Origin of the sequence: Formosa sejongensis (genome assembly GCF_033447105.1) — a bacterium.
Classification (GTDB): domain Bacteria; phylum Bacteroidota; class Bacteroidia; order Flavobacteriales; family Flavobacteriaceae; genus Formosa.
Window position 1 is genome coordinate 89,097 of the sequence record NZ_JAWQUN010000014.1, and the last position, 19,349, is coordinate 108,445.

General features: G+C 32.5%; 20 protein-coding genes. 8 read left to right on the top strand and 12 right to left on the bottom strand.

Annotation, left to right across the window (positions count from 1 at the left end):
* Window positions 1-41: 41 nt before the first annotated feature.
* From R6X41_RS13495 to R6X41_RS13515, 5 genes are all read left to right on the top strand, one after another.
* Window positions 42-461 (top strand): nucleoside-diphosphate kinase, encoded by a 420-nt coding sequence (locus R6X41_RS13495; RefSeq protein WP_318500867.1) that lies wholly within the window; start codon window positions 42-44, stop codon window positions 459-461.
* Between the two features lie 109 nt (window positions 462-570).
* Window positions 571-1,113: a hypothetical protein gene (locus R6X41_RS13500; protein WP_318500868.1), complete on the top strand. Its 543-nt coding sequence runs from the start codon at window positions 571-573 to the stop codon at window positions 1,111-1,113.
* Window positions 1,110-1,961, top strand: a complete 852-nt coding sequence (locus tag R6X41_RS13505) for an ABC transporter ATP-binding protein (RefSeq protein WP_318500869.1) — start codon at window positions 1,110-1,112, stop codon at window positions 1,959-1,961. Before R6X41_RS13500 ends, R6X41_RS13505 begins: the two co-directional genes overlap by 4 nt.
* Window positions 1,962-1,963: 2 nt before the next feature.
* On the top strand, window positions 1,964-2,794 hold the full coding sequence (locus R6X41_RS13510) for a DUF2705 family protein (RefSeq protein WP_318500870.1): 831 nt from the start codon (window positions 1,964-1,966) through the stop codon (window positions 2,792-2,794).
* Entirely contained in the window at window positions 2,791-3,438 is a 648-nt protein-coding gene (locus R6X41_RS13515; RefSeq protein ID WP_318500871.1) for a hypothetical protein, read from the top strand. The genes R6X41_RS13510 and R6X41_RS13515 overlap by 4 nt, the downstream gene beginning before the upstream one ends.
* On the opposite strand, the gene R6X41_RS13520 is transcribed toward R6X41_RS13515, so the two are convergent.
* The 6 genes from R6X41_RS13520 to R6X41_RS13545 form a co-directional block, all read right to left on the bottom strand.
* Window positions 3,433-3,903 carry a hypothetical protein gene (locus R6X41_RS13520; protein ID WP_318500872.1) on the bottom strand — a complete coding sequence of 157 codons (471 nt, stop codon included), beginning with the start codon at window positions 3,901-3,903 and terminating at the stop codon, window positions 3,433-3,435. The two genes, R6X41_RS13515 and R6X41_RS13520, sit on opposite strands and share 6 nt — an antisense overlap.
* The gene (locus tag R6X41_RS13525; RefSeq protein ID WP_318500873.1) at window positions 3,904-4,185 is read right to left on the bottom strand and encodes a DUF202 domain-containing protein; all 282 of its coding nucleotides are present in this window, start codon (window positions 4,183-4,185) and stop codon (window positions 3,904-3,906) included.
* Entirely contained in the window at window positions 4,179-5,165 is a 987-nt protein-coding gene (locus R6X41_RS13530; protein WP_318500874.1) for an aldo/keto reductase, read from the bottom strand. Before R6X41_RS13530 ends, R6X41_RS13525 begins: the two co-directional genes overlap by 7 nt.
* A gap of 109 nt (window positions 5,166-5,274) precedes the next feature.
* Entirely contained in the window at window positions 5,275-6,132 is an 858-nt protein-coding gene (locus R6X41_RS13535) for an OmpA/MotB family protein (RefSeq protein WP_318500875.1), read from the bottom strand.
* 87 nt (window positions 6,133-6,219) lie between these two features.
* Window positions 6,220-7,209, bottom strand: coding sequence for a glycosyltransferase family 2 protein (locus R6X41_RS13540; protein WP_318500876.1), 990 nt, complete (start codon window positions 7,207-7,209; stop codon window positions 6,220-6,222).
* A gap of 6 nt (window positions 7,210-7,215) precedes the next feature.
* A complete protein-coding gene (locus R6X41_RS13545) occupies window positions 7,216-7,662 on the bottom strand; it encodes a type I restriction enzyme HsdR N-terminal domain-containing protein (protein ID WP_318500877.1) in 447 nt (148 codons plus the stop codon).
* Between the two features lie 92 nt (window positions 7,663-7,754).
* Here R6X41_RS13545 and holA point away from each other — a divergent pair, with 92 nt between their 5' ends.
* Window positions 7,755-8,759, top strand: a complete 1,005-nt coding sequence (gene holA / locus R6X41_RS13550; RefSeq protein WP_318500878.1) for a DNA polymerase III subunit delta — start codon at window positions 7,755-7,757, stop codon at window positions 8,757-8,759.
* 218 nt (window positions 8,760-8,977) lie between these two features.
* Here the strand turns inward: holA and lnt are convergent, their stop codons facing one another.
* Entirely contained in the window at window positions 8,978-10,573 is a 1,596-nt protein-coding gene (lnt, locus tag R6X41_RS13555) for an apolipoprotein N-acyltransferase (protein ID WP_318500879.1), read from the bottom strand.
* 43 nt (window positions 10,574-10,616) lie between these two features.
* Entirely contained in the window at window positions 10,617-11,690 is a 1,074-nt protein-coding gene (locus R6X41_RS13560) for a putative type IX sorting system protein PorV2 (RefSeq protein WP_318500880.1), read from the bottom strand.
* 211 nt (window positions 11,691-11,901) lie between these two features.
* Between R6X41_RS13560 and R6X41_RS13565 the strand changes: the two genes are divergently transcribed.
* Window positions 11,902-12,666 carry a CDP-alcohol phosphatidyltransferase family protein gene (locus R6X41_RS13565; protein WP_412176267.1) on the top strand — a complete coding sequence of 255 codons (765 nt, stop codon included), beginning with the start codon at window positions 11,902-11,904 and terminating at the stop codon, window positions 12,664-12,666.
* A gap of 501 nt (window positions 12,667-13,167) precedes the next feature.
* On the opposite strand, the gene lptB is transcribed toward R6X41_RS13565, so the two are convergent.
* From lptB to R6X41_RS13585, 4 genes are all read right to left on the bottom strand, one after another.
* Window positions 13,168-13,908 (bottom strand): LPS export ABC transporter ATP-binding protein, encoded by a 741-nt coding sequence (gene lptB / locus R6X41_RS13570; RefSeq protein ID WP_318500881.1) that lies wholly within the window; start codon window positions 13,906-13,908, stop codon window positions 13,168-13,170.
* A gap of 93 nt (window positions 13,909-14,001) precedes the next feature.
* Window positions 14,002-14,352, bottom strand: a complete 351-nt coding sequence (locus R6X41_RS13575) for a carboxymuconolactone decarboxylase family protein (RefSeq protein WP_318500882.1) — start codon at window positions 14,350-14,352, stop codon at window positions 14,002-14,004.
* Window positions 14,342-15,178 (bottom strand): twin-arginine translocase subunit TatC, encoded by an 837-nt coding sequence (tatC, locus tag R6X41_RS13580; protein ID WP_318500883.1) that lies wholly within the window; start codon window positions 15,176-15,178, stop codon window positions 14,342-14,344. The genes R6X41_RS13575 and tatC overlap by 11 nt, the downstream gene beginning before the upstream one ends.
* The gene (locus R6X41_RS13585) at window positions 15,178-16,146 is read right to left on the bottom strand and encodes a KpsF/GutQ family sugar-phosphate isomerase (RefSeq protein ID WP_318500884.1); all 969 of its coding nucleotides are present in this window, start codon (window positions 16,144-16,146) and stop codon (window positions 15,178-15,180) included. Before R6X41_RS13585 ends, tatC begins: the two co-directional genes overlap by 1 nt.
* A gap of 200 nt (window positions 16,147-16,346) precedes the next feature.
* On the opposite strand from R6X41_RS13585, the gene R6X41_RS13590 reads away from it, so the two are divergent.
* Complete coding sequence (locus R6X41_RS13590; RefSeq protein ID WP_318500885.1) at window positions 16,347-18,548, top strand: RecQ family ATP-dependent DNA helicase; 2,202 nt, start codon at window positions 16,347-16,349, stop codon at window positions 18,546-18,548.
* Window positions 18,549-19,349: the final 801 nt, after the last annotated feature.

Genomic DNA, 19,349 nt, shown 5'->3' on the forward strand with positions numbered 1-19,349 from the left:
TTAAGAAATGCATTACTTTTGGCGTAAATTTAAAAAAACAAATGGCAACAAATAGAACATTTACAATGCTTAAGCCAGATGCGGTTGAAAACGGACACATTGGGGCAATTTTAGAAAAGATCAACGCTTCAGGATTTAGAATCGTTGCATTAAAATTAACGCAAATGACAATTGCTGATGCTCAAGAGTTTTATGCAATTCACAACGAAAGACCTTTCTTTGGAGAATTAGTTGAATTCATGACTCGAGGACCAATCGTAGCAGCGATCTTAGAAAAAGAAAATGCAGTTGAAGATTTTAGAACACTTATTGGTGCTACTAATCCTGCAGAAGCTGCAGAAGGAACGATTCGTAAATTGTTTGCTGCTTCAATTGGAGAAAATGCAGTACACGGTAGTGATAGTGACGATAACGCAGCTATTGAGAGTGCTTTCCATTTCTCAGGAAGAGAGATGTTTTAACACTGTACATTTACAATATAATTAAAGCCTGTAAAATTTTTACAGGCTTTCTTATTTATAAATGGTTTAAAAATTTGAATCCATTTAAAGATTTATTTAATTTGTCCTTATGGAATTGCTGAATTTACCTAAACAGCCAAGTGTAATAGTTTCTTATCTTAGGGTAGGTAAACTACTTTACTATGCACTATTTCTTTTTCTTTTAGAATCTTGGATATATTGGGTACAGTTAAAAGCTTCTTTTTTACAACCTAATTTATGGATCCAAGGGTTTTGGTTATGGTGTTTTCTGTTTTCTTTTGTACATATATTTTTAGTATTAATGGATGGTTGGTCGCGTTTTCAAAATTATAAACGCGCTAAAGATCAGTTTTTCGAATATGGTTTCAGAAAACGTATTGCTGCTAATTATATCGTTTCAAAATGTCAGCGTGAAGCTGCTTTAGTTGCTGCTAGCGAATTGGGAATAGAAGATAAAGTCGTTAATTATTATAACCAACATGGCGTAAAATGGTTTCATTATCTACCGTATTTTATGGTTATAGACCCTTTGTTTTTCTTAAGAAAAACATTTTGGTCGCGTACTTTTTTGGAACGCAGTTATATCTCTAAATATAACTATAAGGAACTTCAACTCGAATTAACTTCATGATATTATCGGCAACAGATTTATGTAAATCGTACGGAAAATTACAGGTTTTAAAAGCGGTGAACATTAAATGTAAAGCGGGGGAAATTTGTGGTGTGCTGGGTGCAAATGGAGCAGGGAAAACAACGCTGTTTAAGATTATTTTAGGTTTAGTGAAACCACAGTCCGGTACAGTAACTTTGCAAGCTAAAGGAGTGAAGCCCATTGGAGGAATTATTGAAAAACCTGCGTTGTACGAGTATTTAAATGCTTACGAGAATATACATTTATTCTGTAAAATTCAGGGGTTAAAACTTTCGAAAACAGATATTCAAACCCGTTTATTACAAGTAGGATTACCGCTGGATAGAACAGATCCTGTTCAGAATTATTCTATGGGAATGAAACAACGTTTGGGTATTGCAATTGCCTTACTTAACAATCCCAAATGTTTGGTTTTAGACGAACCCTTTTCAGGATTAGATCCGTTAGGTATTTCAGCATTACGAAAATTAATTATTGATTTAGCCGAAAAAGAGCATCTTGCTATTTTAATTTCATCTCATATTATTGAAGAGCTTAGTAAAATTTGTAACAGCATGTATGTAATGAAAAATGGTAAAATTATAAAATCAGGTTTTGCTCAAGATATCATTCTAGAAAACACCAATAGTTATAGTTTTAGTGCATCTAATATTAAATTGTCTGAAGCTTTAAAAAAATACAATGTAATTTTTAAAGGTGAAATTGCTCATGTTGCAATTACCACAAATCAAGTTCCAAAACTTATTCAGGAATTATCTGAAGAGCAGATTTTTATAACCTCTTGCGTACCCGAATTAGATATGGATAAATTGTTTCAATACCCTTGATCATGCTAGCATTAATTTCTTCAGAATTTTATAAACTTTATAAGCAAAGTAAAACGTATTATGCCCTCGCAGCACTTTTTATTATTGAAGCTGTGGTATTGGTAAGTGCATATTTTCAAGGCACTAATATTATAGATATTCTATTAGATAACTTAAAGCAAACTTTTTATTTTGAAGGGACTTTACTTAACGGAAACCTTTTAGTGTACCTTATTTTAAATACGTTATGGTTTCATTTGCCTTTAATTTTAATGATTATTGTTTCAGGAACTTTAACTACAGAATATAAAGATAGAACGTTGCAGGCCGTGATGTTGCAGCCTATTAGTAAATGGAAATTTATAACAAGTAAGTATATAGTCGCGATTATTTTTACTTTAATAGTAGTATTTTTTGTAGCACTTTCTGCATTTGTATTGTCGTACGGCATTTTTGGAAAAGGAGATTTAATCGTGTATTTAAACGCTTTAAATTTCTTTGAACAAACAGACGCTTTTTACCGTTTAAAATGGGCCTTTCTATCTGGTGCATTTTCTATGGTTTTCTTTTCTGTTACCAGTTTAACCATTGCTGTGTTTTTTAAGGAAGCTACCAAAACGTGGATTGTTTCAGCATTTTTTTTAATACTTTCCAATATTTTATTGAAGGTAGATTTTGGAATCGATTGGTTTAACCGCTTATTTTTTGCCAAGTTAAACGATACTTGGCAGTACTTTTTTTATACTGAAATTCATTGGGACGCTATATTTCAAAACACATTGTTATTAACGATTTATATCGGATTGATTATGGGGATTGGTATTTATGTTTTCAATAAAAAAGATATTGGATGATACGATTTTTACTTTTATTTCTTGGTGTTTCTACCGTTTTTGCACAAGATATTGATACGGACTTATTAGCTGTTAAATCACGAATGGATGCTATAGAAGCTTTTTCAGTAGATATCCAATTGGATGTTGATGTTAGTTTTATAAATATGCCAACTAAACATGCTAAAATGATTTATAGTAAAGGTGAACAACCAAAATTTTCATCATCAGATTTCGTTATGATTCCTAGGCGTGGTTTAGATTTCTCGCTTCAACAATTATTCGAATATCCATTTATTACGGTAGATCGTGGTGAAGAAACGAGAGATGGATTTACATATAAAGCTATAAATATAATACCTACTGATACACGTGCCGATTTTTCTATCGCTACATTATTAATAGATACAACACGTGTTAGAATTGCCGAATCTGAAATAAATACAAAAAAAAATGGTACCTATATCTTGGTATTTCAATTTGAAAAAGAAGACTCTTTATTACCTGAATTAGTAGATGTGAATTTTGAAATAGAACGCATAAAAATCCCCTTGAATTATATGGGAAAAGACACGTCTATCGATAGAAAACAAATTAAAGAAGAAGGTGTGAAAACGGGGAAAATCACCTTAATAATGACGAATTATAATATCGAATCTTTATAGCTTTTCGAGTTCTAATTGGTAGTCGTATTGTAAATCTTCGTGTAAAGTTGAAATACTCTTTTTAATACTTTCTATTGTTCTGTTATATAAATTCATAAGTGTAACGTTGTTTTTTATGGACGGCTTAAAAGCTTTTAACTCCGAACAGAAAAAAAGTAATAACTCGACTTCAGTTTCTTTTTTTCCAGAATAACGAGCATATGTTTTAAGTTGTCTTAAAATTTTACGCACACTCTTTTTTATATAATGAAAACTAATGGTGTTAATAGTTTCAAACTGTTCTGTAATCTCAATTTTAATGTGATTTATATAATCCGATTCATTATAAGATTCGAATAATAAATAGGTGAGGAGCTCTTTATTTTCTTTCTTAAATTTAGATAGTCGTAAGCATAAATCTATAAGTTCAGCTGGTGTCTGATCTTGTAATTCTACTTTTATTTGTCTTACTGTTGCTGCTTTCATTTATACGTTATAATGCTCTCGTATTATAGTACGAACTTTTATTAATCTGTAAACACCTATTGCTAATAGTACTGGAGCAATAATTAATAACACAATGCCAAACCATTCCATTTGCACAAACATATGTAATTTAATAATGGTTAATCCTGTTCCTAAAAACACCATAAATGTTCTGAAATAAGCTAGAAATGTACGTTCGTTAGCCAATTTTGTGCGTTCTATTGCTAACCAGTCTCTAGTTATTAAAGCAGGAGGTGTGTCTATATCTTTTTCTTTTACCATAGTTGATGTACTTCAGGTTTTATAAGGGTTTCGTAAACGGTATTCATTTTATCAATGTCTTGTGTTGTCAGTTTTGGTAAATCGAAAACAGACAAGTTAGAACGTACATGTTCTGTTTTACTTGCTCCAGGAATAACACAGCTAATGTCCTTAAAACTCAAAATCCATTGTAAAGCTAAAGGTGCTAAATTGGTTGTATTTGGAAAAATTTCTTTTAAAGCCTCAACAGCTTTTAAGCCTTGTTCATATCGAATTCCAGAGAACGTTTCTCCTTTATCAAAGGCTTCACCATTTCTATTGAAATTTCTATGATCGTCTGGAGAAAAAGAAGTTTCTTTTGTGAATTTACCCGTTAAGAGACCGCTTGCCAATGGTACTCTTGCTATAATTCCAACATTGCGTTTTGCAGCTTCTTTAAATAATAATTCGGATGGACGTTGACGAAATAGATTGAAAACAATTTGAACAGAAGCGACATTGTTAAACTCCAATGCTTTTAATCCTTCTTCAATTTTTTCTACACTTACTCCAAGATTCAATATTTTACCTTGATCTTTCAGTCTGTCGAATACTTCGAAAATTTCTGGACGATAGAATACTTCCGTAGGTGGACAATGTAACTGAACTAAGTCTAGGCATTCTAAACCTGTACGTTTTAAGCTGTCTTCTACAAATTGTTGAATGACTTTTGGCGTATACCCTTCATTGGTGTGTGGATTTATTTGTCTACCACATTTTGTAGCCACATAAATACGTTCTGATCTAGAACGCACTACACGACCAACAGCTGTTTCACTTAAGCCATTATCGTAAACATCTGCAGTATCTATAAAGTTTACACCTGCATCTATAGCGGTATTTAATAAATGGTCTGCAGAAGAGTCATTAAAAGGTGATCCCCATTTCCCTCCAACTTGCCATGTTCCTAAAGAGATTTCTGAAATTTTAAAATTTGTTTTACCTAGTGTGCGATAGTTCATGTTTTGAAATTAGATAATAAGTAGTTAAAGATAGTAAATTGAAAAATGAGTTTATAAAAAAAGCCCAACCTTTCGATTGAGCTTTTAAATATATTAAGTGAAGCAGAAATTAGTTCTGTTTCATAGCTGCATCAGCTTCTACCATGTTTTTCATTTCCTTTTCTACCATTTCGTAGAATTGGTCAATTTTAGGAAGTACTACAATACGAGTACGTCTGTTTGTTGCTCTGTTCTCTGCAGTATCATTGTCTACTAAAGGAACATAATGACTTCTACCAGCTGCAATTAATTGATTAGGATTAACATCTAATTCTTGTAATACACGAACAACAGAAGTTGCACGTTTTACACTTAAATCCCAGTTGTCTTCAAGAACACCACCTTTTTTATAAGGTACGTTATCTGTATGTCCTTCAACCATACATTCGAAATTTGGCTTGCTATTTACCACTTTAGCTACTTTAGCTAAAACGCTTTTAGCTTTGTCTGTTACGATGTAACTTCCGCTTTTAAATAATAATTTATCAGCAATAGAAATAAATACTACACCCTTTTCAACATTAATTTCAATGTCTGGATCGTTAATACCTACTTCACGTTTTAAACTAGTAACGACTGCTAAAGTAACACTATCTTTTCTCGTTAATGCATCTTGTAATCTTGTAATTTTAAGGTCTTTTTCTTTTAAGCTTTCTAAAGATCTCTCTAAGTTTTCAGCACCTTTTTGAGTAAGTGTTGTTAAGTTTCCTTTAGTGTCAATTAAATCTGTAATTTGATCTTTTAAAGCTTCTGCTCGTGCTGAAGCAGCTGCTTTTTCTGTTAAACAACTATTCAGTTTAACTGTTGCTGTATTTAATAGGTCTTGAGTTTCTTGTTGCTTAGATTCTAAAGCTGCATAATCTTTTTTAGATACACATGATGATAAAAGGAGTAAAGCAGCGGCACTGCTTAAAATTAGTTTCTTCATAATAATTCTTAAATTATATTTAAACATATCAAAAATATGAAAAAAATAATGTTAAAATAGGCTTTAACAAAACTTTTACTAACTATTTTATAAATCGCTAAATTTTTGTTTCTTTTTAATAAAATAATCATAAACAATAGATCTCGTTTTAAAGTAATTAGGCTTCTGTACTAGCGTTTTCCGTTGTTTTAATATTCTTGATACTTGACTATAAAAACTAAAATGTGCACGAATTATTGCGAAGAAGTGATTAAATTTTAAGCTGAATAAAAAATGTAGTCCTGCTAAACCATCTAAAAGCATTCTAGTGAAGATAATAGCGAACACATTACCGCTAGCATTCTTTACTAAAGTGAATAAACTATTCCTGAAATTCAGATACGTTTTCTTCGGATTTGAAGCATTTAAAGTCGCACCTCCAACATGAAATACTTCAGATGTTGGAATACATTTTATATTATACTCTAAATTTTTAGCACGCCAACATAAATCAATCTCTTCCATATGTGCGAAAAAAGCATTGTCGAACCCATTTAAGGTTTTAAAAACATTTGCTTTTATAAATAAACACGCTCCTGTTGCCCAATCAATTTCTAAATTAGAATCGTACTGTCCAAGATCTTTTTCTAAAGTATCAAAAATACGTCCGCGACAGAACGGATAACCATACCTGTCTATAAATCCTCCAGATGCACCTGCATATTCAAAAGAACTCTTGTTTTTATAATCTAATATTTTTGGTTGAATTATAGCTGTATTAGAATCTTCATTAAATGCCGATTTAATAGGAGTAAGCCAATTAGGCGTAACTTCGATGTCGTTATTAAGCAAACAGTATACATCTGCAGCGATGTGTTTTAATCCGTCGTTATATCCTTTTGCAAAGCCTCCGTTTTCCGTGTTTAAAATAATGTTTACTGTTGGAAATTGGTTTTTAAGCATGACTATTGAATCGTCTGTCGATGCATTATCAATCACATAAATATCAGTGTCTTCAGAATTTAAAATAACAGAAGGCAGAAACTGTTCAAGTAATTTTTTTCCGTTCCAATTTAATATAGCAATAGCAATTTTCATATACAGTTAAGCGTCGTAATTAGGGATGTCTTGTAGGAAATTATATTTTTCGGCTTTAAAATCCATCTGACAATAATAATGATTTAATCCGTTTGTCACCATCAAATAACTAGCGTTTAACGTTAAATTGTATCGCGCTATTTGGTCGAATGTCGTTTGTGTGATATTAATTTTTGGAGCTTTACATTCTACAATAACATGAATACTTCCGTCTGAATTAAAAATTACAATATCGTAGCGTTTACGTAAGTTGTTTACAATTAATTCTTTTTCTACATTGATTAACGATTTCGGGTAGCCTTTAACTTGTATTAAATAGTGCACACAATGTTGACGTACCCATTCTTCGGGTTGAAGAATCACAAATTTTTTACGAATATCATCGAAAATAGAAATTTTATTTTCGCTATTTTTGAATCGAAATAAAAACTTCGGAAAGTTTAGTTCTTGCATTGTTAGTTCTTGAATTTTCAAAGGTAGATTTCAAAATTCAAAAACCAAATTCCAAGAGGGTAATTTTGGAATAATCCTAGATAGTTTACAGTTTGGACGAGATAAAACAATTAGTTGCCGATATAAAGCAGAAAAAATTAAAACCTATTTATCTATTAATGGGAGAAGAGACCTATTATATAGATAAGATCTCTGATTATATAGAAGCACATGTTTTAAGTGAAGAAGAAAAAGGGTTTAACCAAATGGTATTATATGGTCGCGATGTTACTGTAGAAGATATTGTTGGGCATGCTAAACGTTACCCTATGATGGCCGAATACCAAGTAATCATTGTAAAAGAAGCTCAAGATTTATCGCGTACCATTGATAAATTAGCAGATTATGCTAAAAACCCACAACCATCTACAATTTTAGTTCTGAATTATAAATATAAATCGGTAGATAAACGTAAATCTGTTTATAAAACAATTAAAAAAGCAGGTGTAGTTTTTGAAAGTAAAAAACTTTACGAAAATCAGGTTGCCGATTGGATTCGACGCATTTTAGCTCCGAAATCGTATAGCATTACACCCAAAGCTGCTCAGATGTTAGTGGAGTTTTTAGGAAACGATTTGAGTAAAATTAATAATGAGTTAGTTAAGCTTCAGATTATTTTACCAAAAGATAGTCAAATTACACCCGAACATATTGAAGAAAATATCGGAATAAGCAAAGATTATAACAATTTTGAACTACGTAAAGCAGTAGGAGCAAGAGATGTTTTAAAGGCACAACGTATTGTTAAATATTTTGCCGAAAACCCTAGAGATAATCCTATGGTGGTTACCGTGTCTTTATTGTTTAGTTTCTTTTCTCAAATATTACTTATTCATGGTATGCAAGATAAGAATCCTAGAAGTGTAGCTTCTGCTCTTAAAATAAATCCATTTTTTGTAGATGAATATCTAGTTGCTGTAAGAAACTATCCCATGAAAAAAGTAAGTGCTAATATTTCTACACTTCGTGAATTTGATGTAAAAAGTAAAGGTGTAGGCTCTAATGCTGTACCTCAAGGCGATTTACTAAAAGAACTTTTGGTGCATTTAATGTTTTAGAAAAGAGAAAAGTGTTGGTTGGTATAAACCAAATACATTTTTTATTTACATAATCGTCAAGCTGAATTTTATCAGATTCCCACAAGAATTAGTATTCAATTAAATAAGGATTTACGTTTTTAAATCGATGAGATCTATAAACGAGTTCATGTTGACTTAAATAGTAAAAACTGTAGTCTTTTTATTAGTGTATGCTTTGCACGGTTTTTCCGATATAACTAAACTCGCTCTCTTCTAAAAAAGGTAATAACAAACAACCCAAGCGCAATAAACATACTAATCCTAGCAATATAATCGCCGGCTTGTACATAAAACGTGATATTTGTATTTACTGGTATTTCAGCTTTTAAACTTCCTTGCTCATTATATGCTAACGTTTGTAAAAGTTCTCCTTTCGGACTTATAAATGCCGAAATTCCAGTGTTAGCACTTCTCGCAATAGCACGGCGAGTTTCTATCGCTCGTAATCTCGCATAACTTAAATGTTGCTTATGGCCTTGGGTATCTCCCCACCATGCATCATTTGTCATAATCGCTAAAACATTGGCGCCTTCTCTTACATATCCAGTTACAAATTCACCATAAACAGATTCGTAACAAATTACCGGAGCAACTTTATATTCTGTGTTTTTTATATTGAAAGCAGAACGTTCGTTTTGTGTTGTTTTCATAGCTACTGTCCCGCCAAGGTCCAACATAGCATCTCCAATTAGTGGTTTTAAAACACTTTGATAGGGGAAGTTTTCTACTCCAACAACCAATTTCGACTTATGATAAATTAAAGGTTCTTTATCAGAATTAATCATTGCTGCAGAGTTATAAAAATCTACCCAAAGATGATCGTTATATTGATTTGAAGTTGGTAATATATCCTCGATATTGGTGTGCTTTTCGAAGAATTGCAATCCGAGTAAATAGTTTAAATTCGGATATTTATAAAGAAAAGCTTTCGCTTGGAAAAATTCAGAACTTCTGTTAAAACTTGGTAAATCTACACCATAATCTTCGGCTAAAACCGTCTCAGGAGTAACTAAAAGATTCGTTTCTTGCGTCACACTTTCTTCAGCTAAATTCTTTAATAATTCACCAACCTTTTTATTTGTAGCATTGTATTTCTCACTGTAAGGATCTATGTTTGGCTGAAGAACAACCGCTTCAATAGTATTGGATTCTGGTGTATAAGTGTAATAACGCACGATAGAAAATGCAATTGGAATACAAACTAAAGCTGTAGTTTGTATGGCAACACGTTTCAAAATTCCTTGATCCGATGTTTTGAAAAAGTTTATAAGAGCTTTAAAAAGAATTACATTCACTAACCAAATCCAAAGTGTGCCACCAAAAGTTCCAGTAAATTCATACCATTGAATCCATTTTGGATGATCTGAAAAGGCATTACCTAAATTCAACCAAGGCCATGAGAATTCCCATCCCAGGTGTATTTTTTCAAAACAAATCCAAAGTGTAATTAAAAAAATAAGCGATTTGTTTAAAGTTGTCCGTTTTGCAACAGCTTGATAGATTAAAATAAGGAAAGCCATTAAAAGACTATTTACTAAAACAGCAAAGCAAGCTCCAAACATATCGGCATATTGTAGCCAATTGGTGGTAATAAAATTCCAAATAAAGAAGGATAAATACGATAAAGCAAATAATCGCCACCCTTTGTATTTTAAAGTTTTGTGCTCCTTAATATCGTGTGCGACATAAAGTAAGGGAATAAAAGCGACAAATAATAAGACAGGGAAACCGTAAGTAGGCCAGCCAAAGGCTAATAATAATCCCGTTGCGAGGGCTAATAAAAGGTGTTTCACAGTGTTAAAATCGAATTTAAAAAGGACTGTTTCATCCTATTGATTAGTGTCTAAAGATACTAAAATCCAATTTTAAAGAAAACACATTTGAATATAAAGCGACACTTTGGTCTCCAATATCTGTAAATGCATAATCTATTTGAATGCCTTGGTATCTAAAACCTACGCCAAAGCTAGGCTGAAAGCTGACTTGTTCTGTATAATCTATTTGTAATTCATTTTGGAAATTACCTACTCCACCTCGTAAATATACCATGTCTAAATATCCAAATTGAAATCCTAGAGATGGATTTATACTCATAAAACTTGTCGAAATAATATCGTTATTCTCTTCGAAACGCATTTGTAAATCAATAGCTGTTACTAATTTATAATCGCGACTAAAGTTGAAGGTTTTAGAAACTCCTAATTGTAATTTAGGAATTGTAATTTCTGTAGTTTCTGGTAACTCTTGATTTTCTTCACCAATGGCATCCTGAATGGTTTGAAATTTATCTTCATCTATCTGCCATGCATTAAAAGTGGTTGTAATATCTCTGGCCATTAAACCGAAGTTCCAGGAATCGTGTTCGTATTGAATTCCTGCATCTAAACCAAAACCCCAAGAATTTGCAAAATCTCCTATAATTCTTCTAATTACTTTAGCATTCACACCATAACTGAAACCTTCCATAAATGTTGGTTGTCTGGCATAGGAAAATGTTACACCATAATCTGCGGTAGAGAATAACTGAATTCTGTCGTAGTTAATATTTCCTTCGTCGTCTATTAACTGTGTTGTATCTAAAATGTCATCAACACCAAATCTAATCAAAGATATACCCATGGCACTTCTGTCGTCTATAGGCATCCCGAAAGCAACATAATCGTAATTGGCAATATTTGCAAAATAACTGGAGTGCATTAATGAAAGCTGATTGTCTTCTAAATGCACCAACCCTGCTGGATTCCAATAGCCAGAATTTACATCGGCAGTTTGTGCCGTAACCGCCTGACTCATACCCAATGCAGCAGCATCGACCCCGATATTCATGAATTCGTTAGAGTATTTTCTTGCAACTTGGCTAAAAACCGAAGCGGTAAGTAATACGAATAGGGAAGTTAAAAATATCCTCAATGCTAATTTTTTACAAATATGCAGATAATTTAATTGGGTTAAAAACTTTATTTATGGCATTATATTGAGTCGAAATCCCCATTTAAAGTTGCTGTGCTTATTTGGTGTCATAGTAGTTAACTTAAAAAATGGTGGCTTATTGTGTAATTTTTGTAAATGGTCTTGTTTAAGACCGCATTTCTTTAGTATTTTTACATAAACAAATTACTGTATGTCTATTAAGAATTATGTGCCAAATGCACTGACTTTATTAAATTTATTTTGTGGTTGTATCGCCGTTATATTTGCGACTCACAATCATTTTATAGCCGCAGCTGCCTTTGTGTTTGGAGGTATATTTTTTGACTTTTTCGACGGGTTTGCTGCACGAAAACTTAAAGTGTCTTCAGATTTAGGTTTGCAATTAGACTCTTTAGCCGATATGGTTACAAGTGGATTGGTTCCAGGTATTGTAATGTATAAGTTATTGAGCTTAAGTATTCAAAAACCTGAATTGTCTACAAGTGAAGGGGCTTGGAATGCTTTTTTTAGTGGTGACGCTATTATGCCAGCTTTCTTACCAATTATAGGGTTTTTAATTACGTTATCTTCTGCATACCGTTTGGCTAAATTTAATTTAGATGAAGAGCAACAAGATTATTTTAAAGGGCTGCCAACACCAGCAAATACCTTATTAATTATATCACTACCATTAATTATGGAATTACAACATAACGATATGATGAACGCTATAATTATGAATCAAGGATTTTTAATAGCTCTAACCATAACAAGTACTATTTTATTAAATGCACCAATCGTGTTGTTCGCTCTGAAATTTAAAACATGGGCTTTTAAACCGAATGCCATTCGCTATGTATTTCTTATAATAAGTGTTTTATTGCTTATCTTCTTACAGTTTGCCGCGATTCCATTAATTATTCTAATTTATGTAGTAATGTCTATGCTAGATGTTGTGATGAAGGGATCTTATTAGTTTTGGTAGCTGTTGTTGCTAGATATTATTAAAGAAGTTCAGAGTTGAGTTTGTGTTAGGGATCAGATTTTTATAATCTAATAATTCAATCGGAAGTATTTACTTCTAAATTAGGCAAGGTAGCTGTAGCATCTGATAGGTTAGAAGCATAATTGATGTTTTTTCTAGGAATAATATAAAAAGATGATTTTTAAAAGGCAATACTCACAAGATTAATTAGAATTACGAGTGATAATAAGCTTTTCTGAAGTAACGAAATTTCAATTTTTAAACTGATTTATACACAGCAGAATTATATAACTTATAATATTTATGTGCTACTTACCAATTTAGTAGAAGAGAGAATCTTAGTAATAATCAACCTATTATTTAGATGTTCACTTATACATTGAAAGAGCCTCCAATTAAAAGATAATTTAATCAGACCTTCATAAGTTATTGAAACAAAATAGGTTTAATAATATGATACGGTTCTGATTGAAAAGTAAAATGCATTATAATCTAAAAATCCAATTTCTTTTTACGTAACTCGAAGTTCTGTCCTAAGTAAACTTTACGAACCATTTCGTCTTCAGCAAGTTCTTCTGGTTTTCCTGCTTTCAAAATGCCACCTTCAAACATTAAATAGGTGCGATCTGTAATGGCTAAAGTTTCTTGAACGTTATGGTCTGTAATTAATATACCAATGTTCTTTTTTGTAAGTTGAGCGACAATACGCTGAATATCTTCAACTGCAACAGGATCTACACCAGCAAAAGGCTCATCTAATAAAATAAAATTAGGATCGGTTGCTAAAGCACGTGCAATTTCTGTACGTCTACGTTCCCCTCCAGATAATAAATCACCACGGTTTGTGCGAATATGCCCCAAACTGAATTCTTCAATAAGCGATTCCATTTTCATGAGTTGCTCCTTTTTTGTCAACTTAGTCAATTGTAAAACGCTTAAAATATTATCTTCTATACTCAGTTTTCTAAACACAGAAGCTTCTTGAGCCAGATACCCAATTCCGTTTTGTGCCCGTTTATACATCGGGTATTTCGTAATTTCTTTATTATCTAAATAGATGGTTCCGCCATTAGGTTTTACCAAGCCAACAATCATGTAAAAAGATGTGGTTTTTCCAGCTCCATTTGGACCTAGTAAGCCCACGATTTCACCTTGGTTAACCTCTAAAGATACATCTTTTACGACTTTTCGTCCGTTATAGGACTTCATTAAATGTTCAGCTTTTAATTTCACGTTTTGACGTTTTTTTTAATCTGATTTAGAAATACAGAAGTGCTAAAATACTAAAATAGTAGCACTTTCTGTTAGTGATTATTCTACTTTAAATTATGCTTCCGAAGCTTCTAATTCATCCCAAAATTCATATGCACGACGCAAATGAGGAATAACTATAGTTCCGCCAACTAGTGTTGCAATACTTAATGCTTCGACAATTTCAGCTCTAGATAATCCGGATTTGTAAGCCGTTTCTAGATGATATTTTACACAATCGTCGCAACGTAACACGGTTGAGGCCACAAGTCCTAAAAGTTCTTTAGTCTTAACGTCTAACGCTCCTGCTTGATATGCATTCGTGTCTAAATTAAAAATTCGTTTTATAACCTTATTATCATCACTCAAAATGCGTTCATTCATTTTGGCTCTATACTCATTAAACTCTGTGATATTATTTGACATTTTTTAAAGCTTTAGATTTTTTACGTTCTTTTCTAGTTACAAACTGGGCAATAAAAATACTCACCTCATATAAAATTAATACAGGGATTGCAACAATTATTTGACTTGCAATATCCGGAGGTGTAATTACAGCCGAAACAACAAGTACTATTACAAGTGCATATTTTCTGTATTTTTTAAGGAATTCGGGAGTTATAATTCCCACTTTCGCTAAGAAATATATAATGATAGGAAGTTCGAAAATGATACCACAGGCAATTACCGAAGAGCGAATTAAACTAATGTAACTACTTAAATCGAAATCGTTATGTACTTTTTCACTGACTTGATAGGTTCCTAAGAAATTAATAGATAACGGACAAATTACGTAGTATCCGAAAAGGACTCCTAAAAAGAAAAGTATAGATGAAATAAAGATAAAACCTCTAGAATTATTTCGTTCACTAGGATGCATTCCTGGACTAATAAAGCGCCATAATTCATAAAGAATATATGGAAATGCAATAATGAAACCAGCGGTTATGGCAGTCCATATATGTGCCGAAAATTGTCCAGCCATTGTTCTACTTTGTATTTCGAAAGCTGCTTCGTTAAAGCAGAAACTATCATCCAACCCTAAATAGTTAGAGACTCTACATAGAATATCGTAAGTAAAGAAACTCGGTTTTGTTGGTCCAAAAATAAGCGTATCAAAAATAAACCCTTTGGCTATAAAAGCAATTACAGCAGCAATCATAACAGCTAAAGTTGCTCTAATTAAATGCCATCTTAATTCTTCAAGATGGTCTAGAAACGACATCTCGTTTACATTCTTACTTTGTGCCATTATATAATACCTTCTTTTATTAAATCGTGAATATGAACTACACCGGCGTAAGAATTATCGTCTTTACACACGAGAAGCTGAGAAATATCGTTAGTTTCCATAAGTTCTAAAGCCTCAATAGCCATGGCATTTTCGTTTATTGTTTTAGGTGAAACTCCCATAATATCTTTAGCGGTTAAACTCATAAAATTATCGGTCTTAGTAAGCATACGTCTTAAATCTCCATCAGTAATAATACCTACAACTTTATGGTCTTCAATAACTGCTGTCACACCAAGCATGTTTTTAGAGATATCCATAATAACCTCTTTAATATTAGTGTCTGGATGTACTTCTGGTTTATTGTTTGCACTAGAAATATCGAAAACACGCAAATATAGCTTTTTACCCAATGCGCCACCAGGATGATATTTAGCAAAATCACCACTAGAAAATCCGCGTATTTCTAAAAGGCAAACAGCTAAAGCATCTCCCATAACTAATTGTGCCGTTGTACTTGTTGTAGGTGCTAAATTTAACGGACATGCTTCTTTTTCGACATAAGTGTTTAAAAAATAATCACAATGCTGTCCTAAAAAAGAATCTTTATTCCCAGTTATTGCAATTATTTTGTTTTTAGCGCTCTTAATCAATGGGATAAGCACTTTTATTTCAGGAGTGTTTCCACTTTTAGAAATACATATTACAGTGTCGTCTTTTAAAATAAGACCTAAATCCCCATGTATTGCCTCTGCAGCATGCATAAAAATAGCAGGTGTTCCAGTCGAATTTAATGTAGCAACTATCTTATTGGCTATAATGGCGCTTTTCCCGATTCCAGTGATAATAACCCGGCCTTTTGATTTGTAAATAAGCTCTACTACATTGACAAAGTCGTCATTTATATAGGATTTTAAATTCAAGATAGCTTGACCTTCTAACTCAAACACTTGATTTGCAGAGTTTATGATGGCATGATGTTTATTCAAAATTTAATATTTTTTTAGGTTGATGCTTTAAAGATTTTATTACCTTTAAACTTATACGAACTTTTTATAAATAATTTCGATAAGTCTTGGTTGCAAAACTAACGAAAAAATTAATGAAGGCTCTCTAAATACAACGAATTAACTAATAGCTTATGTTTTTTTCGGTGTATTAAAAGTGTAAATAAAAATATAAACAGTACATGTCAAAAGTTGAAATTAACTTGCATTCTGCACTTAAAGAACATTTTGGATTTAACGCATTTAAAGGTTTACAAGAATCGGTTGTAGAAAGCATCCTAGGAGGTAAAAATACATTCGTTATAATGCCTACCGGAGGCGGAAAGTCTTTGTGCTACCAACTCCCCGCATTAATGCAAGAAGGAACAGCGATTATTGTTTCGCCATTAATCGCCCTAATGAAAAACCAAGTAGATGCCATTCGTGGAATCTCCAACGTAGAAGGTATTGCTCACGTTTTAAATTCTTCGCTTAATAAGACTGAAATTAAACGTGTGAAACAGGATATTACAGACGGGGTTACAAAATTACTCTATGTAGCGCCTGAATCTTTAACAAAGGAAGAAAATGTTGAGTTTTTACGATCTGTAAAAATCTCCTTTATGGCTATCGATGAGGCTCATTGTATTAGTGAATGGGGACACGATTTTAGGCCAGAATACCGTAATTTAAGACAAATTATTCAACGTATAGACGATACTATTCCTATAATAGGTTTAACCGCAACCGCGACACCTAAGGTACAGGAAGATATTCTTAAAAATCTTGGTATTAATGACGCAGTTACTTTTAAAGCGTCCTTTAATAGACCCAATTTATATTACGAAGTACGCCCAAAAACAAAACAAGTAGATAGCGATATTATTCGATTTGTAAAGCAAAACGATGGAAAGTCCGGGATTATTTATTGTCTTAGCAGAAAACGCGTAGAAGAATTAGCTCAGGTACTTCAGGTTAATGGCGTTAAGGCTTTACCATATCATGCTGGTTTAGATGCAAAAACACGTGTGAAACATCAGGATATGTTCCTTATGGAAGATGTCGATGTTATTGTAGCAACCATTGCTTTTGGAATGGGAATAGATAAACCCGATGTACGATTTGTAATTCATCACGATATCCCTAAAAGTATAGAAAGTTATTATCAAGAAACAGGTCGTGCTGGTCGAGATGGAGGAGAAGGCCACTGTTTGGCTTATTACTCCTATAAAGATATAGAAAAACTTGAGAAATTCATGTCAGGAAAACCTGTGGCCGAACAAGAAATTGGTCATGCGTTGTTGCAAGAAGTTGTAGCTTTTGCAGAAACTTCGATTTCTAGACGTAAGTTTATTCTACATTATTTTGGAGAAGAATTCGATTCTGAAACTGGAGATGGTGGAGATATGGATGATAATGTTCGTTTTCCAAAAAAACAATCAGAAGCAAAAGATGATGCCGTTATACTTTTAAAGATAGTAAGTAAAACCAAAGAGAAGTATAAGTCTAAAGATTTAGTTAGTGTTGTTATAGGAAAAACTAATGCGATGATTAAATCTCATAAAACAGACGAGCAACCTTTTTTCGGTCAAGGTAGTCATCAAGAAGATAAATATTGGATGGCATTATTACGTCAAGTTTTAGTTGCAGGATATTTAAAGAAAGACATTGAAACTTATGGTGTTCTAAAAATAACAGATGCAGGTAAAAATTTCATAAAGTCACCAAGCTCGTTTATGATGACAGAAGACCATGTGTTTAATAGTGCACAGGAAGAAAGTGCTATGGCTTCTATAAAAAGTGGAGGAGGAGCTACAGATGAAGCTCTAATGCGCTTATTGAAAGATTTACGTAAAGCGAATGCTAAGAAATTAGGTGTACCACCGTTTGTAATTTTTCAAGATCCATCATTAGAGGATATGGCTTTAAAATATCCAATGACGGTTGCCGAATTGTCTAATGTTCATGGTGTAGGAGAAGGTAAGGCTAAAAAATATGGATCCGATTTTGTGAGTTTAATTTCTAAATACGTGGAGGATAATGATATAGTACGTCCAGACGATTTGGTTGTTAAATCTACTGGAATGAATTCCGCATTAAAACTTTATATAATCCAAAACGTTGATAGAAAATTACCGTTGGATGATATAGCTTCAGCAAAAGGTATGGAGATGGGGGATTTTATTAAAGAAATGGAAGCCATTGTGTTCTCTGGAACAAAATTAAATTTAGATTATTGGATTGACGAAATTCTAGACGAAGAACAGCAGGAGGAAATACATGATTATTTCATGGAATCTGAAACAGATAAGATTGACTTGGCTATTGAAGAATTTGATGGTGATTACGACGATGAAGAATTACGTTTATATCGAATCAAATTTATTAGTGAAGTCGCGAATTAATTTTGATGATAGTATTGTGACCTAGAATAATTGGGTTTTAAAATTTATATATAATAAGGTAGTGGTTTTAGTTCACTACCTTTTTTGTTTTCAAACTGTTTATGTCCATTTACGAAGTCTTTTATTATTGGGTAAGGATGCTAAACAGAGATTTTATGGTGTAATGAATAGGTAATGCTGAAACAATTCTTTATAAATAAGAGCTCTATGATGTAGGAGGGATGATCCAGTGTCTTTAAATAATAGGTTTGCAGTTGTGAAATTGGAGATACCTTATATATAGAGTGAGCAAAAGGCTCTATATAATAGGAGTAATTAATTAGACCTTTCTAGACTATATATGAATGAAAAGTAGAGATCTCCAGAATAAGTAGATGCTATTTAAAATAAACCCACACATAACCATCTAATAACAATGCCTTTACATATTATTTCAAAATAATCTTATAAAACATTAGATTACTAATAAAGAAAGGGTGTATATTTGCACCCGCTTAGCGAGTCAACTACGGTAGTTAGCAAGGCAAGATGTTCATTAACAAGTTATTATTATCGGGTTTAGATTAGTTTTTAAAAAAGAGAAATAAAAGCACGTTATTAAACAAAAAGGTTGTAAGTTTGCAACCGCTAAAAACGGCAACGTTTTTAGGGTAAAAAGTTCTTTGAGTGTTGATTTGGTTTGGATGGGAAAGCTTGCAAAAGCGGTCTTAAAAAAAATCAAATAAACATTGCGAGATTAAAAAAAGGGTTTTATATTTGCACCCGCTTAACGAGGCAACGAGTTAAGATAAAAAAAGAAAA

Coding starts and splice junctions, on each gene's coding strand:
- R6X41_RS13495 (WP_318500867.1), top strand. CDS start 42: ATGGCAACAAATAGAACATTTACAATGCTTAAGCCAGATGCGGTTGAA.
- R6X41_RS13500 (WP_318500868.1), top strand. CDS start 571: ATGGAATTGCTGAATTTACCTAAACAGCCAAGTGTAATAGTTTCTTAT.
- R6X41_RS13505 (WP_318500869.1), top strand. CDS start 1,110: ATGATATTATCGGCAACAGATTTATGTAAATCGTACGGAAAATTACAG.
- R6X41_RS13510 (WP_318500870.1), top strand. CDS start 1,964: ATGCTAGCATTAATTTCTTCAGAATTTTATAAACTTTATAAGCAAAGT.
- R6X41_RS13515 (WP_318500871.1), top strand. CDS start 2,791: ATGATACGATTTTTACTTTTATTTCTTGGTGTTTCTACCGTTTTTGCA.
- R6X41_RS13520 (WP_318500872.1), bottom strand. CDS start 3,903: ATGAAAGCAGCAACAGTAAGACAAATAAAAGTAGAATTACAAGATCAG.
- R6X41_RS13525 (WP_318500873.1), bottom strand. CDS start 4,185: ATGGTAAAAGAAAAAGATATAGACACACCTCCTGCTTTAATAACTAGA.
- R6X41_RS13530 (WP_318500874.1), bottom strand. CDS start 5,165: ATGAACTATCGCACACTAGGTAAAACAAATTTTAAAATTTCAGAAATC.
- R6X41_RS13535 (WP_318500875.1), bottom strand. CDS start 6,132: ATGAAGAAACTAATTTTAAGCAGTGCCGCTGCTTTACTCCTTTTATCA.
- R6X41_RS13540 (WP_318500876.1), bottom strand. CDS start 7,209: ATGAAAATTGCTATTGCTATATTAAATTGGAACGGAAAAAAATTACTT.
- R6X41_RS13545 (WP_318500877.1), bottom strand. CDS start 7,662: ATGCAAGAACTAAACTTTCCGAAGTTTTTATTTCGATTCAAAAATAGC.
- R6X41_RS13565 (WP_412176267.1), top strand. CDS start 11,902: ATGTCTATTAAGAATTATGTGCCAAATGCACTGACTTTATTAAATTTA.
- R6X41_RS13575 (WP_318500882.1), bottom strand. CDS start 14,352: ATGTCAAATAATATCACAGAGTTTAATGAGTATAGAGCCAAAATGAAT.
- tatC (WP_318500883.1), bottom strand. CDS start 15,178: ATGGCACAAAGTAAGAATGTAAACGAGATGTCGTTTCTAGACCATCTT.
- R6X41_RS13590 (WP_318500885.1), top strand. CDS start 16,347: ATGTCAAAAGTTGAAATTAACTTGCATTCTGCACTTAAAGAACATTTT.